22 protein-coding genes are annotated in these 17,926 nt (G+C 46.2%); 4 read left to right on the top strand and 18 right to left on the bottom strand.

Annotated features, from left to right (window positions below):
* Window positions 1-6 precede the first annotated feature (6 nt).
* Window positions 7-1,254 (bottom strand): efflux RND transporter periplasmic adaptor subunit, encoded by a 1,248-nt coding sequence (locus LVJ86_RS02100; protein WP_047760747.1) that lies wholly within the window; start codon window positions 1,252-1,254, stop codon window positions 7-9.
* A gap of 273 nt (window positions 1,255-1,527) precedes the next feature.
* On the opposite strand from LVJ86_RS02100, the gene mtrR reads away from it, so the two are divergent.
* From mtrR to LVJ86_RS02080, 4 genes are all read left to right on the top strand, one after another.
* Window positions 1,528-2,193 carry a multidrug efflux system transcriptional repressor MtrR gene (gene mtrR / locus LVJ86_RS02095; protein ID WP_047760748.1) on the top strand — a complete coding sequence of 222 codons (666 nt, stop codon included), beginning with the start codon at window positions 1,528-1,530 and terminating at the stop codon, window positions 2,191-2,193.
* A gap of 319 nt (window positions 2,194-2,512) precedes the next feature.
* Entirely contained in the window at window positions 2,513-2,992 is a 480-nt protein-coding gene (locus LVJ86_RS02090) for a universal stress protein (protein ID WP_047760750.1), read from the top strand.
* Window positions 2,993-3,024: 32 nt separating this feature from the next.
* Window positions 3,025-3,465: an acyl-CoA thioesterase gene (locus LVJ86_RS02085; RefSeq protein WP_047760751.1), complete on the top strand. Its 441-nt coding sequence runs from the start codon at window positions 3,025-3,027 to the stop codon at window positions 3,463-3,465.
* Between the two features lie 297 nt (window positions 3,466-3,762).
* Complete coding sequence (locus LVJ86_RS02080) at window positions 3,763-4,656, top strand: tyrosine-type recombinase/integrase (RefSeq protein ID WP_047760752.1); 894 nt, start codon at window positions 3,763-3,765, stop codon at window positions 4,654-4,656.
* Between the two features lie 261 nt (window positions 4,657-4,917).
* On the opposite strand, the gene LVJ86_RS02075 is transcribed toward LVJ86_RS02080, so the two are convergent.
* From LVJ86_RS02075 to LVJ86_RS01995, 17 genes are all read right to left on the bottom strand, one after another.
* On the bottom strand, window positions 4,918-5,184 hold the full coding sequence (locus LVJ86_RS02075; RefSeq protein ID WP_047760753.1) for a ComEA family DNA-binding protein: 267 nt from the start codon (window positions 5,182-5,184) through the stop codon (window positions 4,918-4,920).
* Between the two features lie 1,046 nt (window positions 5,185-6,230).
* Window positions 6,231-6,470, bottom strand: a complete 240-nt coding sequence (locus LVJ86_RS02070; protein WP_047760754.1) for a helix-turn-helix domain-containing protein — start codon at window positions 6,468-6,470, stop codon at window positions 6,231-6,233.
* A 17-nt stretch (window positions 6,471-6,487) separates the two neighbouring features.
* Entirely contained in the window at window positions 6,488-6,811 is a 324-nt protein-coding gene (locus tag LVJ86_RS02065) for a hypothetical protein (protein WP_152667037.1), read from the bottom strand.
* Between the two features lie 539 nt (window positions 6,812-7,350).
* Window positions 7,351-9,273 (bottom strand): DUF927 domain-containing protein, encoded by a 1,923-nt coding sequence (locus tag LVJ86_RS02060; RefSeq protein WP_235284595.1) that lies wholly within the window; start codon window positions 9,271-9,273, stop codon window positions 7,351-7,353.
* Window positions 9,210-10,337, bottom strand: coding sequence for a DUF7146 domain-containing protein (locus tag LVJ86_RS02055; RefSeq protein ID WP_047760757.1), 1,128 nt, complete (start codon window positions 10,335-10,337; stop codon window positions 9,210-9,212). Before LVJ86_RS02055 ends, LVJ86_RS02060 begins: the two co-directional genes overlap by 64 nt.
* 192 nt (window positions 10,338-10,529) lie before the next feature.
* Window positions 10,530-10,826 (bottom strand): hypothetical protein, encoded by a 297-nt coding sequence (locus LVJ86_RS02050; protein ID WP_047760758.1) that lies wholly within the window; start codon window positions 10,824-10,826, stop codon window positions 10,530-10,532.
* 1 nt (window position 10,827) lies between these two features.
* On the bottom strand, window positions 10,828-11,163 hold the full coding sequence (locus tag LVJ86_RS02045) for a hypothetical protein (protein ID WP_047760759.1): 336 nt from the start codon (window positions 11,161-11,163) through the stop codon (window positions 10,828-10,830).
* Entirely contained in the window at window positions 11,160-11,738 is a 579-nt protein-coding gene (locus LVJ86_RS02040) for a hypothetical protein (protein WP_152667038.1), read from the bottom strand. The genes LVJ86_RS02045 and LVJ86_RS02040 overlap by 4 nt, the downstream gene beginning before the upstream one ends.
* Before the next feature lie 73 nt (window positions 11,739-11,811).
* A complete protein-coding gene (locus LVJ86_RS02035; RefSeq protein WP_047760761.1) occupies window positions 11,812-12,357 on the bottom strand; it encodes a terminase small subunit in 546 nt (181 codons plus the stop codon).
* On the bottom strand, window positions 12,354-12,896 hold the full coding sequence (locus LVJ86_RS02030; protein ID WP_047760762.1) for a phage antirepressor N-terminal domain-containing protein: 543 nt from the start codon (window positions 12,894-12,896) through the stop codon (window positions 12,354-12,356). Before LVJ86_RS02030 ends, LVJ86_RS02035 begins: the two co-directional genes overlap by 4 nt.
* Window positions 12,893-13,213 (bottom strand): helix-turn-helix domain-containing protein, encoded by a 321-nt coding sequence (locus tag LVJ86_RS02025; RefSeq protein WP_082131246.1) that lies wholly within the window; start codon window positions 13,211-13,213, stop codon window positions 12,893-12,895. The genes LVJ86_RS02030 and LVJ86_RS02025 overlap by 4 nt, the downstream gene beginning before the upstream one ends.
* An 11-nt stretch (window positions 13,214-13,224) precedes the next feature.
* Entirely contained in the window at window positions 13,225-13,443 is a 219-nt protein-coding gene (locus tag LVJ86_RS02020; RefSeq protein ID WP_047760763.1) for a helix-turn-helix transcriptional regulator, read from the bottom strand.
* Between the two features lie 108 nt (window positions 13,444-13,551).
* Window positions 13,552-14,442, bottom strand: coding sequence for a hypothetical protein (locus LVJ86_RS02015; RefSeq protein ID WP_053008325.1), 891 nt, complete (start codon window positions 14,440-14,442; stop codon window positions 13,552-13,554).
* A gap of 88 nt (window positions 14,443-14,530) precedes the next feature.
* Window positions 14,531-15,616, bottom strand: coding sequence for an ATP-binding protein (locus tag LVJ86_RS02010; protein WP_244702590.1), 1,086 nt, complete (start codon window positions 15,614-15,616; stop codon window positions 14,531-14,533).
* Window positions 15,617-15,800: 184 nt separating this feature from the next.
* Window positions 15,801-16,244, bottom strand: coding sequence for a helix-turn-helix domain-containing protein (locus LVJ86_RS02005; protein WP_053008373.1), 444 nt, complete (start codon window positions 16,242-16,244; stop codon window positions 15,801-15,803).
* Between the two features lie 5 nt (window positions 16,245-16,249).
* A complete protein-coding gene (locus LVJ86_RS02000; RefSeq protein ID WP_162488657.1) occupies window positions 16,250-16,426 on the bottom strand; it encodes a hypothetical protein in 177 nt (58 codons plus the stop codon).
* A gap of 236 nt (window positions 16,427-16,662) precedes the next feature.
* Window positions 16,663-17,877 (bottom strand): tyrosine-type recombinase/integrase, encoded by a 1,215-nt coding sequence (locus LVJ86_RS01995; protein ID WP_244702587.1) that lies wholly within the window; start codon window positions 17,875-17,877, stop codon window positions 16,663-16,665.
* Window positions 17,878-17,926 lie beyond the last annotated feature (49 nt).

Here is a 17,926-nt window from a genome sequence, read left to right as displayed (position 1 = left end):
CGTTCCTTACTTTGCTGACGAAGCTGTAGGTTCAGATGCCGGCGCACCTGCAGGCATCTTGTCAGATTGGGTAGCTTGTACTTGATTAGGATTACTCCATTCTTTAGGCGTAACTTTTTTCGCACCACTCATTGCCGCTATCGACAAACCTTCGACAATCACCTTATCTCCAGCCTGTAGTCCGCCCGTAATAATCCAATTGCTACCTTGTTGTTGGCTTACAGTCACCATCTTCGGCGCCATTGTTCCGTCTGCATTTACAACCATTACTGTATCTTGCTGGCCACGCGCAACCGCCTGCTGGGGAACAACAAAAGCATTCGCCATTTTTGCCTGTGGCAGATCTACGCGAACATACAGGCCGGGTAGCAATACGTTATCCGGATTAGGCACTTCCGCACGCAATGTTACCTGGCCTGTTGTTGCATCAACGGTCGGATCTGCAAACAACAGGCGGCCTTTATATGCATATCGGGCGCCATCCTCCATCAAAATATCAACCTCTACCGCGCCGTTTACCGACTGCATTGTTCCATCAGCAATACTTTGGCGCATCTTCATTACAGAAGATGCAGATTGGGTTAGATTGACATACAGCGGATTGGTTTGCTGTATTTTTGCCAAAACTGTCGCATCATTGGCTGATACCAATGTACCTTCAGATACATTTGATTGCCCGATGAAACCTGAAATCGGAGCTGTAATACGGGAATAATTCACATTGATTTGTGAAGATTTAATGGCTGCTTGTGCGGATTTAACAGATGCCTCTGCAGCACGTTTCGCCTGCACAGCGGCATCATATTCCTGTTTGCTGATCGCATCTGCATCAACCAAAGGCTTATAACGAGCCAAATCGGCATTAGCCTTTGCTAACGACGCCTGAGCCGAAGCCAATTGGGCGCGGGCACTTTCTAAATTAGCGCTATAAACCGCATTATCTAATTGATATAGCGGCTGGCCTGCTTTTACGTAGCTCCCTTCTTGGAAAAGTCGACGCTTAATGATACCCCCTACTTGCGCCCGCACTTCTGCCGAACGGTGTGCTTCCAACCGCCCCGGCAGATTAGTGCTAATGACTACCTGCTGCGGTTGAACTGTTACCACTCCGACTACTGGAGCCGGCCTCTCGGCAGCTGCCGCACTTTTTTGTTTTTGTGCAGCCGTGTCTGATCCGCCACATGCCTGCAATACCAATGCAGCCGATATTGCCAATACCGGCAAGCGCAATTTTTTGGGTATATTGCTCAACATTTTTCTTTTCCTATTTTATAAAATTCCATAAATCAAGCGGCAATCACACTTTCCGCAAACAGCATACGGAATTTTATAGTATTTTCCGCATCTAAACTGTTAAGCCATGCTCTGCTGCCCGTTTCTTACCGTTAGGAAGAAATAAATTTTGCCTACAAGTTCTCTCGTTATTTTAAAAATATTATTTTTAAATTATACATACACCATTGCATGTAATAAAGATACATCATTATAATATCTTTGTTTTTTTACAAATTATAACTATAGACCACTATGCGAAAAACAAAAGCCGAGGCTATGAAAACCCGTGAACACCTGCTACTGGCCGCACTAGATACCTTTTACAGCCGTGGCGTAGCACGAGCCTCTCTCAACGAAATTGCCCAAGCCGCAGGTGTTACCCGCGGTGCCCTATACTGGCATTTTAAAAATAAAGAAGATCTTTTCGATGCCCTATTCCAACATATCTGTAACGATTTCAATACTAAAACAGCCACTGATATAAACAATATATCTGCCGATGCATGGCAAGGGCTGCGGTATACCCTGATAAATCTGTTCGAACAAATGCAGAGCAATGTAATACATCAAAAATTTATCAGCATCTTGTATTTGAAATGCGAGCATACAGAAGAGAACCAAGCTATCGTCAACCTGATGCACCGCTATAACCAGCTTTTTTGGCACGACCAACTATATGCCTCACTGCAACAATGTATTGATCAAGGAAAGCTACCTGCTAACCTGAATATAGAAGCAGCAGCCATTTATCTGAAATCACTCTGCTCCGGCCTGATGCGTATCCTGCTTACAGATACTTCAAAGCTGGATACCACTTTACTGATCCCCGCTATGATTGATACTGCTTTGCAGTCACTCAAACACAGCATGACTTTACGCCACCCTGGTAAACACGATACCGATACGAGCAGTACCTAACTTTTTAAAAAGGCCGCCTGAAAATTTTCAGACGGCCTTTTAAACCAACAATACCTTCCCTATAAATGGTATCTATCCGGCACAATAAATCCGATATTTATTTTTACAACCTGCCAATCAATCCCAATACTTTTAACTTTATTTCCGGCTTATCCACACCATCATGCCCCACTAACTCCGACATCCCTACTGGTGAGCATAATAAAGATTTCAACCAGCATCACCTGATCACACTGCCGCACGCCGCCAAACAATTTATGCTAAGCTATATATGTGATTAGAATGACTACAATATAGCCATCTGAAACAGGAGAAACCCATGCTCGATGCCGCTCAAACAACCACCCCCATACATACCATCATGGTTCCTGTAGATGATAGTCAAGCCGCTATGGGCGCATTAAGCGAGGCTTGCCGCCTCGCTAAAGCTTTTAACGCATCTGTAACCGTCGTCCACATTGCTGATTTCACACGTAACAGCTGGGGTGTAGCAGGCTTTAGCAACCACTCCGAACTAGATAGTGCTATTGCCGATATACGTCAGAAAATCTTACAACGCGCTTCCAACACACTTGAAGCCGCAGGAGTAACCAGCGAGGTAGTAGTACTGGAAAGTGCGGGGGAGAAAACGGCTGATTTGATTGTCAGTGAAGCAGAAAAGCGCAGGGCTGACTATATTGTTATGGGAACCCACGGCTTCAGCGGTTTACTTAACTTACTACTCGGTTCAGTTGCAGAGGGGGTTGTCCGCCAATCCTCTATTCCAGTCTTGCTCATCCGTGAGCAGGAAAATAATTAACACTCGCAGTACAACGGCCGAGGAATCCAAAGATGCCCCGTATTACTGTCGAAATTCCGCAAAAAATCCTATTTAGCACCAACATCACCATTGCTATAGGAGATATTAATTATGGCAACCACCTTAGCAATGATGCCGTATTGCGCCTATGTCATGAAGCGCGTATCCGCTGGCTGAAGCACCACCAACTCGGCGAAATCGATATTGGCGGCGGCAACGGCCTGATTATGGCAGATACAGCGATACAATATACCGCACAAGCGCACCACGGTGATGAGCTTAGCATTCAAATCGGCATCTCTGATATTTTCCGCTGTGGGTTTACCTTGTTGTATCACTTATACCGTCCAAGCGACCAAACAACTATCGCACGTGTACAAACCGGCATGGTGTGCTTTAGCTACAATACTCAGAAAGTGAATTCGATACCTGAAAGCTTCAAAATTTTGCTTACGCCTACCGAATCAAAATGATGGCTTATAACTATGCTTACACAACGTGACCGAAACCATGATCGACCACCTCATTCTGCCCCATTCGGCTTCTAAAATAGCAAAGTCTATCTAAACACAATATCCAACTCATTCGCTTCTATTGCTACAGAAAATAGATCACTTATTTTATAGCAGCAATCGAATGAAATTATTCCAAACAAGAACCTTCACCACCGGCTACGAATCCCGCCACAGAATTTCATATTTTAAATATAAACTTCAAATCTATTTAAAGTACAATCAAATCTTTCAGACGGCCTATCACCATCCAAACCCATGCTAATCAGCCAACTGCTCCAATATTACCCAGCCTATCTGCAAAGCATGCAGCAGCAAGGGAAATCAGCTCACTCCATTGCAGCGTACGACAGGGATCTAAAACAGCTCGACACACTGCTTCACGAAAATGCTGCCAATCAAATACTACACCGCCGTCATTTCATTACAGCACTCAAAAAACTTTCCCAGCAATCCAAACACCCTCGGAGCATTGCGCGCAAATTATCAGTTTGGCGGCAATATTGCGACTGGCTAGTCCAAAACAAACTACTCGATACCAACCCAACCGAAGGTCTCAAAGCGCCCAAAGCGCCCGCTCGTCTGCCCAAAGCATTGGATCAAGAACCGCTCAACCACCTTTTAGATCATACTGCAGAAAAAGAAAATATAGACTTACGCGATCATGCCATCTTTGAGCTGATGTATGGCAGCGGCCTGCGCCTTTCCGAATTACAGCAGCTGAATATAGCTGATATCATGCTTGAGGAAGGCTGGGTAAAAGTTACAGGCAAAGGAAACAAACAACGACAAATCCCGATAGTGGGAAAAAGTATTCACGCCCTTCAAGCATATATGCCAGTCAGGCTAGCAGCTGACGGAGAAACCGCTGTTTTTACCAACAACCGAGGGCGGCGCCTAGGCCAGCGTCAAATACAAAACCGCTTAAAACAATGGGCACTCAAACACAACAGTGCACAACATATCTCTCCACATATGTTGCGCCACAGCTACGCTAGCCATCTGTTACAAGCTGCAAGAGATATTCGCGCAGTACAAGAACTTCTAGGCCACAGCAGTTTGGCCGCCACACAAATTTACACTAAGCTCGATTTCGACCATCTAGCTACGATTTATGATGAAACCCACCCAAGAGCCAAGCGTAAAAAATAAGCCTATACAATATCTTATTTAACAAATGTACCATTTTTTGGATAATCAACCGATTAAGATATTAAACAACCTTAGCCCCTAAAAAATTTCTTCAAATCATAATCAAAAAGCCGTCTGAAACTTATATTTCAGACGGCTTTCACATAATATTTGGCTCACAAACCACACTACTTATCAGAGCTCAATATTAGTATCACTACATATTCCAAGCTAAATTCCGGCAAAATGGCTTGCCGTCTCCATCAATACAAAATAAAACGTTTAAAAGTATTCTGCCACTGCACCAACCGTCGCCTCCTCACGCAAACGATTAATAATACGCTCACCAATTCCTTTCACATTTTTCAATTCATCCAAGCTCTTGAATAATCCGTTTTGGTTACGGTATGCCACAATTGCCGCAGCTTTGGATAAGCCGATACCAGGCAATTTTGCCAACTCATTTACATTGGCGGTATTAATATTGATATAGGCAAAAGCAGAGCTTGCACCCAACAATGACAAAGCAGCCATAATAATATTTTTCATAATTAAAGGTCTCCGTAATGATACTTCAAGTACTCTGTAGTACTTTTTTGTTTTAGTGTGAAAGACAGCATCCTAATACATAATCAAATCATGATTCAAATATATTTACACCGCTCAGCAAAAATTATGACCTTTTATTTAATAATTGTGACATTATTGTTACATTTTCAAAAATCAGAATTAGAGCATAATCTACCACAATATTAAAATTGAATAACCTAAAACTCCAATAACAAATTCACAAAAAATAGAAAATTTCAATCAACTCCCCACCAATTTTCAGTATGTTCAAATATCAAACCCACTGCAATACAACTGCAATCATCACTTTGCACACCAATTTATTTAGCATAAAGATTTGAATAAACATTCAAATACTCGCCACTAAATCAAATATTCCAGCAAAAGAAATTTACATATAAAAAATAAAAACTTATAAAAATTAGCAGAAACTCAAAGTGCTTTTTAAACCCAGCCAAGAAATAAGCCTTACTTATGCACCAATTGCTAGCAAGCAGCGAAATTTTGCTCTGGGTATTATCATTGATATAGCTACTGATATTCTTGTACAGGAAACAGGTCCAGGAGTTTAACCAGTTAAATCGTGTAGTTCTTGCAGCAGCCGACCATCCAATCCAATAAGGGCCCTACCATTAAGCCTTGCCCTGATTAAATCTTGTGGACGTTATTGGACAATATAAGACGTAAAAAAAGCAACCTAAAAGGCTGCTGTTTTTTCAGTGTCAAGGTCAGACTCAAACTATGCAATTAAAATATTGATTATATTGTTATTTATTTTAACACAATCACAAAATACCCCCAAACATACCCCCAATTTGTCAAAGTCACACGTTTTTATACCTTGATTGCATCGCACAATGATACATCTGCATGAACTTATTTGGCAGCTTTTTTATTGTGTACAGAAAAGATGACACTGCCCCCGTAAGTGCAATTTATCCAAAGTGCGTTAAATTAAAATAATACCGACACCGGCGAGTGAAGCTCTTTTGCTGTGTCGGGCTATTTAATGGTTACGATACGGATCAATCTACTTTCATTGTCTCAACAATAGCTGGATTACGCCGGATAAGATTCAAGAGTGTTACGGCAGCGGCTCTAGGGCGTCGGCGGCCTTGTTCCCATGCTTTCACAGCGTCCAACGATACGCCGAGAATATCGGCAAATTCCCGTTGTGTGGTCGTATGAAACCGCTTTGCTCCACTTAGCCGGATAGAGCGGCGTAAGTGATAGATTTCAGTTGCACTCATGGTATCTGCTTTCATGGCTCATTTCCCTGCTATTACATCATCCCCGGGTTAAGTTGAGTTACCGCTTCACTAATACTGTCCATCATGTCTTTGCCTGTATCTTGCATAGCGGAACCTAAAGCCAATGAAGTAAACGAAGTAAATGCTTTGACTAAATCTCTGATGTTTTTTTCAAGCTGCTTGAACTGTACTTCGTTCTTCTTGGCCTGCTCTGCGTTTTTCTTTGCAGCAGCTTCCGACTTATCAAAAGCCTTTTCCATCTTTTCAAGTTTTTCGGTCGCTTTTTGCGCCTCACTTGAAAACTTGCTGGCATCAATACCAAGTTCGATAAACAATGTATCGATTACAGTAGCCATTCCCAACCTCCAAGTATTTCTTATTACGAAAAAAAATAATTGATATTTTACCCTTTGTTTTCCTATTGGGAAATTTAATAGGTATAAAAGCATGGAAGTTTTCCAACCAGTGAATCAACAAAGCATCATTAGGCAAACTAGCCTGACTGAAAGTATATATATACAGAAAAATCACCGGTTACCGTGGTTACCCGGTTACCAAACGCTGAAAGCCTTATGGATAAAGGCTTTGCGGGTAACCACTAAGATTTTTCTTACTGGTTACCGCTGGTTACCAAATTTTCTTTACAATATAAATCACTGATTTTAAAAGGGTAACCACGGTAACCGGCAGGTAACCATGTAAATTTTTGTAAGTGGTTACCGCCAAAAGGCTTATAAATAAAGGCTTACAGGGCATTTTTAATTGTAAGTAACCACGGTAACCACTACTTTTTAATTGTTCTCGCGTATAGCGTTTTTCCCTGCTTTGCTGTTGGTCGTACCCACAATAAAAAGCCGCCTGAATTTTCAGACGGCCTTTGTATAGTTGCGGTCGATTATTCCGATTCCGGCACTTCATCACTTGGCGGTTCTAAGCCTACCAACACATAAAACCGCCCTTTACCTTTGCGCTGGTGTCTCCAGCGTGTGCCATCAGGTTTTTTCAGCCACTCGATACCGTGTAAAACTGCACACACTTTGGCCGTATCAAAGCTTTGGCAGATTTCCGATTCAAAAACGGCAGGGATGATCCAAAATTCATCAGGCGAGTTTTCCTGTGTGGCAGATTTACGATAGCCGGCATGATTGCGATTAACGTATGGTTCTGCATCATTCCAACCGATAAAACGCAATGAATCACCATGCATCTGCATAAATGCCTCTGCCTGTTGGATGATTTGCTTGTCCTCTTGTTTGCCGCTTCCAGTGCGTGCCAGCCATGCGTCAAAGCACTGTTTGATACCTGCCATACCGACACCAGCGGCAAGTCCTGTTACCGGGGCGGCCAATTCCAGGGCGGCGGCAATCAGCGCAAACCGCTTGGCAACCCTGCGGGCTTGTCCGCTTAATTCGGGCAGGCCGTCCATAAAGGCTTTAATACGTTCTTCCGCTCTGTCTTTGGCGGTATCGTCCAGCAGGCGGATAAATGCACGGCCTGCGTTGCCATGTTGGTTGGTAGCGGCAGCCTGCAAATGCTCCGATAATTCGGCACCGCTGCTAAAGCCGTGCAAAGTGTCATAGATACCGTATTGGGCGGCGGCGGGAATAGAGGGCAGCCTTGCCGATTGGCCTGCATGCCAGTCGGCGGTACCGCGCATAATGGTATCGGGTGTTTTTTCACCGGTAGAAAGCACCAGCACGCGCCAGCGGCTTTGATGGCGGTTGCCGCCGTCTTTTGCACCCTGCGCCTTATTAACACCGTTCATGATGCCGTAAACGGTACTGCTGACAACTGTCGGTGTTGCCTGTCCGATTTCATCCAACACCAGCAGGCCGTCATTACGGGCAGCGGCGGTATTGGAAAACGCCAGCCCTGTGCCTTGCCACGTCATCAGAATGTCAGACGGCTTGCCCCATACGCTCAATGCGACGCGGGCGGCAGTGGTTTTCCCGTCCGAACTGTCGCCGTATAGGTGAAAACCGCCTGATTCCACGTTCAGAAGCGATAAGAGAGGGGCGGCAAAGGCAATGCCAAGGGCTAGGCATAGGCGGCTGTTACCTGCCGCATATCGCGCAATTTCAGCCTGCCATTGTTCAAGGCTGCCTGATTGCAGATACGCCGCTGCTTGGCTCTTGTCGCCGTTGTAGATGATCCGGGCGGCTTCCTCACCGGTATGAATTACTTCGCCGCTTGGAAGAATGTAGGCTTTATCGTGCCAGCCCGCCTTTTCGGTGATGGTATAGGCGGCCTTACTGCCCTCTGTTTGCAGATAGTCTGCCAACAGTTCGCGCTTACGGCGGCCTGAATAGATGGTGATACCCCACGACTGCAAACGCTGCCAGCCTTGGTTGCTGCCTATGTCGGCAGTGGGGATAACGGCTATTTTGTTCTGCCGGGTGATCTTGTCGCGGTATTGGATTACACGGTAATAATTGCCTGCCACATCTTGCCCGCTGCCGATCAGGTCGATAGTGTCGCTCAAACGTAAGGGTATTTCGTGCGGTTCCCCTGTTTCGCTGTTGTTTTTCACTTCTACCCACCATACGCCCTTGTTGTCGCAAACAAAGCGAGATTCAGGGGTAAACGGTTTAATCGTGGCCGGATCGATAATGATGGCGGTGTCTTCTGCCAATGCCGCCAAAACGGCATTATCGTTACATTCTGCACCGTTTGCACCGGTTTGCTGTACAATTTCATTCATGTAGCTATCCTCTTTCCTGCCGCCTGAAGCATTACGTTTCAGACGGCTTTTTTTTAATTTGCCGATTCCGTGTTGAGTTGCTGCACAATCCGCCAAGCCGGGCGGCTGCGCTTGCACAATTCATCCAGTGCGTCGCCTGCTTCATCCGGCTGCCATAACTGCACCCTTACGCCTTGCTTGATGGCTCGAACAGCCAAACCGTGGGCAGCTTCATAGCCGATAGGGCGGGGCTCGTCATGGTCTGCCACGATCAGCAATTCTTTCAGGCCGTCGGGCAACACCAGCGATTTCAGCCCGCCTGCACTCAAACACGCCCATACAGGCAAACCGAACAATTCACGGGCAGCCAGTGCGGTTTCTATGCCCTCTGCCACGCACAAACGCCCCTTTTCATCTATCGGGAAAAGCTGCACCGCATGGCCTGTAAGACTGCCTGTATAGCGGCTCTGCATTTTCTTGGCAGGCAGGGTATCGCCCGTTTCGGGGTGATGCAGATTCAGCTTGCTGTATGTCGGCCGATGGTTTCCGTTGTCGCCATACGGTTTAGCCCATGCCGGCTTCAGGTAGGTTTGATGCAAACCCTGCAAATGGCCGTCTAAATCACAAATTGCGGCCAGCATGGCAGGGTGATTGCCCTGTTGCCGCCATTGGCCGTTTACCTGCACCCAATAGGGCAATGCCGGGTGATAGCGCAACATTTGCGGCATATCGGCTGCCATTGCCAAGCCACGCCCCCGCAAATAGCCGATAACGGCGTCAGATTCACTCAATGGCTGCGATTCATTCCAAAGGTTAGTCAAGATAGCCAAGCGGTCTTTAGGCGGCTCTACGCGCTTCTGCGGAGCAGAAACAGGCATTACCGTTTTGCCGCCGTCTGAAGCGGTCAAACCCAACACTTCGGCCACATATTTCAGGGCAGCGGTAAAATCGCAATCAAACAGGTGCTGCACCAAGTGAAAACCATCACCACCGCCATTGTTGTAATGGCTGCAAATAAACGTTCCCCGTCCGTCTTTATCATCAAAGCGGAAGCGGTCGCGCCCGCCGCAAGCCGGGCATGGTTGGTGTTTGTTGCTCAATGCTTCAGGCGGCACACCCAAAGCGGTCAAAATACCCGGCCAGCGGTGTTGCGCCTCTGCCCGCACGTTGTCTGCATTAATCAGCTTGCTGGTGTCGTTCATGATTCAATCTCTTTCTGCCCGTAATGCAGCCCAAACCACCAAAATCACTATTTTTACCATTTCCATTTAAATCAAATACTTAAAAAGTATGCAGGTTAGTAAAACTTAAGGTTTCGGAAAGTTTGCGGCTGCAAAAACCCTACCGCTGCATATTGGGTGCGGCGGCGAATAGGCTAAATGGGATAATTTGGATTAGTCGGCGGTATGGTGAATTTGCGGATAAATCGGCTGCTTGCCGCTTACGCGCTGATACTGCCAGCCTTGAACGCGGCAATAAGCCATTGCGGCGGCTTCCGCTTCCTCTTGCGTGGGCGCATTGAAAGGCTTCCATTCTTTCTGAAGCCAATCAGTATCGGGCCGCAAATGGCAGGGCGGTAATACGGAAGCCGTATAGCAGGTTTCTTCACAATTGCCGTCTGCCGGTGAAAAGGTTTCTTTGTGCATGTAGACGGGGGCGATCAAGTTTACGGTTGAAGTCATGGCTGCCATATCACACTCCCTCTTTTTGGACGTGTTTCAAGTCCTGCATGATTTCGGCCAAAACAGGCATCAGGCCGCCTACGATGGTGTTCATATCCAACACGGCTTGAACAACAGTCTCGTTTTCAATACGGTGAACTTCAGTAGCGTGGCTGTTCACTTCAACCAAACGCCCGAATGTTTCCAGCAATGAGCCAAGCGACACCATTGCCGAATCGGCGCAAGAGTGCAGATAATCTGCATCTTCAGGGCTTAACCGTTCGGAATTAGCCAAGGCGTGGGTGTTGCCCAATAATTCAGGCAAGCCGGAATAATGGAATTTATTGACGGTAAGACGGTTATTCATTGCACACCTCCCGAAATCACATTGCACACCGTCCAGCGCGTGCCGTTTTGCACGATATTGAAACGGTAGTCGTTGGCATTGCAGGAAGTCAGACGGTCGATAAAACGGCCTGCCTCGGCAAGCGAATCAAACGAACGGATAGAGCGGGAAATAAGCGGGCGTGAATAGCCCTTACGGATTTTTGGCATGATCGTACCTTTCGATTTGGCTTCTTTGCCGCTTTCCGTTTCCACGCGGTGGGCGGCAAGCAAAGGGCAAGGGGTGGAAAACCGGCAAATCGAACCGGCACGGCTAGGCCGTACCTTGCCCCCGCCTACCATTGCGAAAGGTAAAACAAGGGGATATGCAGACGTAAAAACACCGCTCAAAGAATTTGAGTTCCCGGCGGCTTGTCTGCCGATTTGTGCCAGCTTTCCACGGCTGGTCGGTTGATTGAAACCGATGGCTGAATATTGCCGTGGTTTTCCGCCAGTGTCAAGTAAGGGGTTTTCTCTCGCGCGCACGCGCGTATTTGTCAGCAAATTCATTGTTCGTGTACCTGTTGCAAGTGTGGCAATTTGCCATGGTTGTGGCATTTTTACCCTGAAGCGGCCTTTATTCCTCAAATTCAAACCAGGCAGCCTATAAGCCGCCTGAAAATCTGGTTAATCAGGTTATTTTCTTTATTGAGATGATGGTTACAATTGCCCAATACAGCTTTTCATTGCTATCACCCGTAACCGCTTGAAGATCGGCAAGGGTAATAGTGCTTAAATCACCGGAAGACATCGTAATCACTTTGCCTAACTCTTCTTTACTCAAAGGCGATTCAAGAGGCGGTTCGATTTTGCGGCTATGTAATTCCGCTTCTGCTTTGATTTCTGCTTTATCCACAATCAAGCCCAAAATCTTAGCCTTGCCCATTGTGGCTGATACAGCCGCGCCGGATTGCGGTGTAGGCGTGCTTAACGCCGCCTGCCGCGCCTGCTCCAGCTCGGCAATAACATCATCGACGGTTACGCAATGTCGCGCCTTATGCTCTGCTTTCAGGTCATCTATCATCGCGGAAATATCGGGGGATTGCAGTAGCTTGTAGGCTTCATTCGTAATGGTTTCGGGCTTCATGTTTTCCGTGCTATACGCCCTGCGGTATGCTTCGGTTGTGTTGCCGGTTTCGATGTATAAACGGGCAAACTGTTCTTGCTTTGGTGTCATGCTGTTGCCCTTTCCTCTACCACATTCCAAATAAACGGCAGCTCCGCTTGTAATGCGGCGATTTGGGCTTGGTTACGCTGCTTCTCCAGTTTGCGGATATACAGGTCTTTACCGGCCACACTGCCACGCTTGAGTGATTCCGCCTCTGTTGCCATAAGCTCGGATAGTGCTTGCCGTATCTCGTCACGCCGCGCAATGCCGGCTGTCCAGTATTGCCACAATACCGCTTCGCTTTCGGCTTGGTAACGTTTAATCGCTTCTCGGATTTCCGGTTTAACTTTGCGCGGATTAAGCGTCATTAGCCATGTAGGCAACTTATCCAAAGGCAGGCAAAGCATTTGATATTTTTTGCCATCTAAACCAGTTGTCACCATTATGGTGATAACTGAACTAAACCTGCTTTTTAACTTCCGTTCTTGCGTCTGCCAAGCTAAGCCCATGCCCTGAACAATAGGGCGCATGGCAACAAAAGGCTTGCCGTCTGAATCAATCAGATTTAAAGATTGGTCGTAAAAAGGGATGGTGATCAATGCATTCATACCTGCGCCCCTTTCTCGCTTATCAGGCTGTAAACGCCTATGCGGTGGGTAATGCCCGCATGGTCTTCTTCATGCCGCCAAGTAGTCGCAATATCAAAGCCCTGCCTGCGTAATTCCAGTACGCGGGGAGCCGGCGCACAAATGCCGAAGTTACGAAGCTCAAGCGTGCTATGGGGGCGTTGGCGCAAGCGTTGCAGGATGAATTTTCGCTGAACCTGTTTATCGGTTGATGAAACAACGGTATGATTACGGCTATCCTTTTTTTGGCCGCCTGAAATGCCTTTGCCGGTGTTTGGGCGGTTATTTTTTTGATTCATGATTTCCCCCCTTATGCACCTAAACGCACGGCGGCGCGTTTTTCGATATAAGCGTCGATTTCACTTTCCAGCCAGCCGACTGAACGGCCGTTGGCGGATAGTTTGAAAGGTTTCGGCATATCGGGGTCAAAAAGATGACTTTTAGGGTCTAGCCGGTACCAAAGCGCGCTTGATGAAATGTTTCCCAAGCGTTTTCGTACTTCAAGTTGGCGTAAGATGGCATCTGCCATGTTTCAATCTCCTTTTACCTCTTTGGGCGTTGTTGGAACATGGCGAAAATATACCGCCCTCATAGGGGCGGTTAGTTCAATATTGGATATACTTAATCCAATATTGGATTAAGGTTTAATTCGTTCCATACCTAATTTGATATAAGCAGCTATTGCTTCTTTACTTGGTGCGCTGCCTAACACTTTTGTATTGCGCTGCCATTCTTGCAAAATGGTTTCTGCCATTTCGTATGGCTGTGCGCCATCCGTTTTAGTAAACAAAACTGATAACCCCGCTATGATTTCGTTTTGCTTATTTGTGGTTTTGGCTGATGGTTGCTTAATCGCATTTTTTAGCCTTTTATTTTCTTCTTTCAACGATTCAATTTCTGCTTTGTTTTCTCTATATACTTGAACTGCTTTTTCTAATCTATCATCTGCAGTAAGTTTAGCAGCTTCGTTATCTCGCGCTTTACTTTCAGCGGCAGCAAGTTCTGTTTTCAGACGAACTATCTCCGTTTGCTGCTTGATATATTCTGCATTCATACGCTGATATTCTAGTAAATCTATTTCCGGTTTTCGCTCTTCATCGCTAAAAAGGAATGCTGGCTTATCATCAGGGTGGTATTGCTCAATAAATTCCTTTAAATCAGACGCCCAGAAGTGTCGGCGATCATAGGCCACATGGTCATTACCTTCTCCGCCATCTCCATGTTCACGACAGGTTCTTAACTTATTCTCTTGAATAGCAAAATATAAAGCTCTCGTTTTCTTTTCTAAACATGGAATATAAGGGTGCCTATAAATTCCTTTCCCCATATTTTCAGACTCTGCAATTGCAGCTTCAGATTCTTCAATAGGAACACCACACCACAATACTGCAGCCAATGGCAAAGAGTAAATTTCACCTGTTATTTTACAGTCAGGTAAACCTTGATATTTTCTTGGCTGTGGCTTATTGGCTTGTGTTTGCGCAAAAATTTCATTTATTAGTTCAAAACCTGCATTTAAAGTATTCATAACTTCATAATCTCTTAGTTTTCGCCGTTGGTAGCTAATCGCGGGCTAGGTGTGGTTGTAAACTTTCAGACGGCCTTTGATCATACCGCTAGGGTGTGTTTTCTAAAATCCATGTCTGCAATAGCGGGTTGTTGATTTGTAATGTTCTGCTTGCATTGCGGTTTATCCAGTCTTGCCGTTCCATGCGGTTAATGGCGGCCTGTACGTTGCTGTTGCTCACGTTGGCTATGCCAAGCGCGGCGGCATATCGTTGCCGGCTTTCTTGGCTGTACGGGCTGGTGTTGGGGTTGCGTGCTATATCCGCCAAAATGGCCTGCTCAATCGGTTTTAACTCTGCCCAGATTCCTTTTTCGGCGTGTTGTTCATTGAGTTGCTGCAAGCGGCTTGATGCGGCTTCTTCTAGGCTTAATTCGGGTGTGATTATCATGTCTTGTACAACTGCCCGCATGTACATAGGCGTGTGGTTCAACCGCTTAAACATGGTGTAAAAGGCGGCTTTATCGGCTTGTTTGCCTGTACGTTTCTGATAAACATCGGCTAAAAAGTCGGTAAATTCTTTACCTAAAAGGGGAAAATCCAGGGCGTGGGCAAAGTGGAAAAACGGGGCTTTGCTGTTGTTGAACATGGCTTTCAGGCCATTGGTGCTGCTGCCTGTGAAAATGGTTTTCACGCGGTTTTGGTTGATGTCCAAGCCTGTGCGCAATGAACGTATTAGGCCGCTTGTGTCTTTTATCCGTGCCAGTTCCTGAACTTCGTCCAGCAATAGCAATGTCGGAGCGTTGTCGTGGGCTATGCTGGTAATAATGTCGCTGATTTTGGGTAGGGTTTCGGCTTTGTTTTCCCGCCCTATGCCTATGCCCATGATGTCAATTTTGTTCAGACTGCCTAAAAATGATTTGATGCCGCTGCCTGTCCGTATGCTTTGGGCGAAGTGATATAAGGCTGTTTGAAAATCGGCGGCAACGTTTGCGCCTGTATCGTCCATAAATGAAAAGTAAAACACATTGAAGCCCATACGTTCGGCAGTAGGGGCAATGTCTTTTAATAGAAATTGTGTTTTACCCATGCGGCGCGGGGCAAAGAGTGTAAACGCATGTGTGATGCCGTTTAGGCTGGTTAGCAGGCTCTCTGCATAATCGGCTCGGCGGTAATATAAAGCGTCTTGTGTTTGCATGATATTTAGCCGTTTTGGTCTTTGTTGGATATTATTATACATTCAATAAATAATTATACAAATGATGTATGACTTTATCTAAGGCGGCTTTTAGGGTGTTGGCTTCGATTACGGGGTGCATCGGCCACAATAGGCAATAAAAAACACCAGCGGGGCGGCTGGTGTTTGTAGGTTTCAGGTAGCCTTAACAGGGCTGTAATTCTCCCTGCCATGTTTCTGATTTGGTTAACACGATACGGCTGTTTTTGGCTTTATCAATAGCGTTGAATGTTTGTACCAAGCTATAAATACTGGTGTCTTTGACTTGATGCCCTGTAAACAATACACGCATCAATCTGTCAGCATAGGGTGGCAACGGGGTTTCTTTTTTCTCCCAGCGGGCTACCGTTTGATTATCCACCCCCATGAATGCACCCACATCGCTTTGGCTCATGCCTAGCTGTTGGCGGATAAAACGAAACTCTGCTGCTGTAAGTGCATCTTGTTGTTTTACCAATTCAAGCGCAATGACTGTATCTAGCTCATTTGCGTGGTCAATATGCACTGCCTCGCCGTATGGTGTCTGCTCGATGGTGTAGCCGTTTACCAGCCATACATTATCAAGCCCTGATAATTTGTATTGATACATGATAGCTATTCCTCTGTGTTAATAACGGTTACAACAATGGCGGTAGGATCGGCGGGATTGATTGCAGCTACCACATCATAATTTACACCTGCCATATAGTGGCTTAGACGGCATTCATAGGTGTGATAGTCGGTATTGTGTACAGGTGTCTGTGTGCTTCCGATATGCCAGCTAATAGGCATTGGTGAACCATAATGCGGGATATACTGCGCTCCAACATGCGCTGCTCTGCATGGGCGGTATAAAAAACTTTGCCGTCTGTGGCCGCCATCCTGATTAGTCTGATTATCTCTTGCTTATCCATGTTTCCCTTACTTATGTATCAAAATGATAGATTAAAGCCCACTGGTGTGCAATAGGGTTTACGTTCAGCAACAAAAAACAGCAACGGAACTGGTGTTTGTGACTTTCAGGCAACCTATAACCCGCTGGCAACAGCTTTCAGGCTATCCACTGCTTTGTTATACCGCTCTTTCAGATAATCGCTATACCACTGCATCATTGCCCGGCGTTCTTCCATGTAGTCAGCTCGGTTATAGGCGGCTCTTATCTTGTTTTCTTCAACGTGGGCAAGCTGCAATTCGATAGCATCAGGATTAAAGCCTTGTTCATTCAGTACGCTACTGGCGAGGCTGCGGAAGCCGTGGGGTGTGGCAATGCCTTTATAGCCCATGTTATTGATGATTTTGCCCAAGGTATTTTCACTGATATAGCCGCTGGTATTTTTGTGACTGGGAAACAGGTAGGGCGTTTGGCTGGTTAAACCGTGTAGCTCTTGCAATAGCTCAATTGTCCAATCCGACAATGGAACTTCATGCGGTCTTGGCCGCTTCATTCTTTCGGCCGGAACGCGCCATAGCTTGGCCTTGAAGTCGATTTCTGCCCACATACCGCCCCGCAATTCGGTATTACGCAAAAACACCAGCATAATCAACATCACGCCGATTCTGTTCTGCTGGTTCACATCGGCCACAAGCAAGCGGCGGTAAAATTCGGTCAGCTCTTCACCCGGCAAAGCGGGCATGTGCTTGGTTTTGGGTTTGGGCAAATACTGCTTTAATGCACGGGCGGGGTTACGGTCTGTTAATTCCAACATGGCCGCATATTCAAAAACGGCCCCTATCCATTGCCTGATTTTCTCGGCAGTCGGAATTGAACCGCGTACAACGATGCGATCTAACAGGTTCTTAATGGCCGCCACATTGATTTCATCCAACGGCATATTGCCGATTAACGGTAGTACGTCTTTCTGGAAGTGGTGTAATACCCTTTCTGCATGTATGGGCTTCCAGCGATGCAGGTTGGCCGCGTGCCATTGATGGGTGATTGCCTGAAAGGTGTTAGCCAGTGCTGCTGCTCTTTCGGCTTTCGCTTGCTGTTTGGTCGCGCTTGGGTCTTGCCCTGCTGCCAACATAGCGCGTGCATTATTAGCTGCTTCGCGAGCTTCTGAGAGTGATACAGCAGGGTATTTACCGATTGAAAGCAGTTTTTCTTTTCTATCAATACGGTACTTCAATCGCCATAATTTACCGCCTGCGGGGGTAATAACCAGATGCAGGCCTGCCCCATCTGAAAGCTTATAGGGCTTATCTGTTGGCTTGGCATTTTTAATTTGACGGTCATTTAGTGGCATTTGGGGGTATTTTTTCAGGGGTATTTGCAAGATACCCCAAAATATACCC

The sequence above is a fragment of the Neisseria arctica genome (assembly GCF_022870905.1).
Classification (GTDB): Bacteria; Pseudomonadota; Gammaproteobacteria; order Burkholderiales; family Neisseriaceae; genus Neisseria; species Neisseria arctica.
The sequence above is the reverse complement of the archived record's forward strand: the minus strand, read 5'-3'. Positions and strand labels throughout refer to the sequence as shown.

Excerpts from the sequence above, each read along its gene's own strand:
- LVJ86_RS02035 (WP_047760761.1), bottom strand. The coding sequence starts at position 12,357 with ATGACACCAAAGCAAGAACAGTTTGCCCGTTTATACATCGAAACCGGC.
- LVJ86_RS02000 (WP_162488657.1), bottom strand. The coding sequence starts at position 16,426 with ATGCCTATTAGCTGGCATATCGGAAGCACACAGACACCTGTACACAAT.
- LVJ86_RS02005 (WP_053008373.1), bottom strand. The coding sequence starts at position 16,244 with ATGTATCAATACAAATTATCAGGGCTTGATAATGTATGGCTGGTAAAC.
- LVJ86_RS02020 (WP_047760763.1), bottom strand. The coding sequence starts at position 13,443 with ATGGCAGATGCCATCTTACGCCAACTTGAAGTACGAAAACGCTTGGGA.
- LVJ86_RS02055 (WP_047760757.1), bottom strand. The coding sequence starts at position 10,337 with ATGAACGACACCAGCAAGCTGATTAATGCAGACAACGTGCGGGCAGAG.
- LVJ86_RS02065 (WP_152667037.1), bottom strand. The coding sequence starts at position 6,811 with ATGGCTACTGTAATCGATACATTGTTTATCGAACTTGGTATTGATGCC.
- LVJ86_RS02030 (WP_047760762.1), bottom strand. The coding sequence starts at position 12,896 with ATGAATGCATTGATCACCATCCCTTTTTACGACCAATCTTTAAATCTG.
- LVJ86_RS02015 (WP_053008325.1), bottom strand. The coding sequence starts at position 14,442 with ATGAATACTTTAAATGCAGGTTTTGAACTAATAAATGAAATTTTTGCG.
- LVJ86_RS01995 (WP_244702587.1), bottom strand. The coding sequence starts at position 17,877 with ATGCCACTAAATGACCGTCAAATTAAAAATGCCAAGCCAACAGATAAG.
- LVJ86_RS02100 (WP_047760747.1), bottom strand. The coding sequence starts at position 1,254 with ATGTTGAGCAATATACCCAAAAAATTGCGCTTGCCGGTATTGGCAATA.
- LVJ86_RS02040 (WP_152667038.1), bottom strand. The coding sequence starts at position 11,738 with ATGCCACAACCATGGCAAATTGCCACACTTGCAACAGGTACACGAACA.
- mtrR (WP_047760748.1), top strand. The coding sequence starts at position 1,528 with ATGCGAAAAACAAAAGCCGAGGCTATGAAAACCCGTGAACACCTGCTA.
- LVJ86_RS02075 (WP_047760753.1), bottom strand. The coding sequence starts at position 5,184 with ATGAAAAATATTATTATGGCTGCTTTGTCATTGTTGGGTGCAAGCTCT.
- LVJ86_RS02045 (WP_047760759.1), bottom strand. The coding sequence starts at position 11,163 with ATGAATAACCGTCTTACCGTCAATAAATTCCATTATTCCGGCTTGCCT.
- LVJ86_RS02050 (WP_047760758.1), bottom strand. The coding sequence starts at position 10,826 with ATGGCAGCCATGACTTCAACCGTAAACTTGATCGCCCCCGTCTACATG.
- LVJ86_RS02090 (WP_047760750.1), top strand. The coding sequence starts at position 2,513 with ATGCTCGATGCCGCTCAAACAACCACCCCCATACATACCATCATGGTT.
- LVJ86_RS02080 (WP_047760752.1), top strand. The coding sequence starts at position 3,763 with ATGCTAATCAGCCAACTGCTCCAATATTACCCAGCCTATCTGCAAAGC.
- LVJ86_RS02010 (WP_244702590.1), bottom strand. The coding sequence starts at position 15,616 with ATGCAAACACAAGACGCTTTATATTACCGCCGAGCCGATTATGCAGAG.
- LVJ86_RS02085 (WP_047760751.1), top strand. The coding sequence starts at position 3,025 with ATGCCCCGTATTACTGTCGAAATTCCGCAAAAAATCCTATTTAGCACC.
- LVJ86_RS02025 (WP_082131246.1), bottom strand. The coding sequence starts at position 13,213 with ATGAATCAAAAAAATAACCGCCCAAACACCGGCAAAGGCATTTCAGGC.
- LVJ86_RS02070 (WP_047760754.1), bottom strand. The coding sequence starts at position 6,470 with ATGAAAGCAGATACCATGAGTGCAACTGAAATCTATCACTTACGCCGC.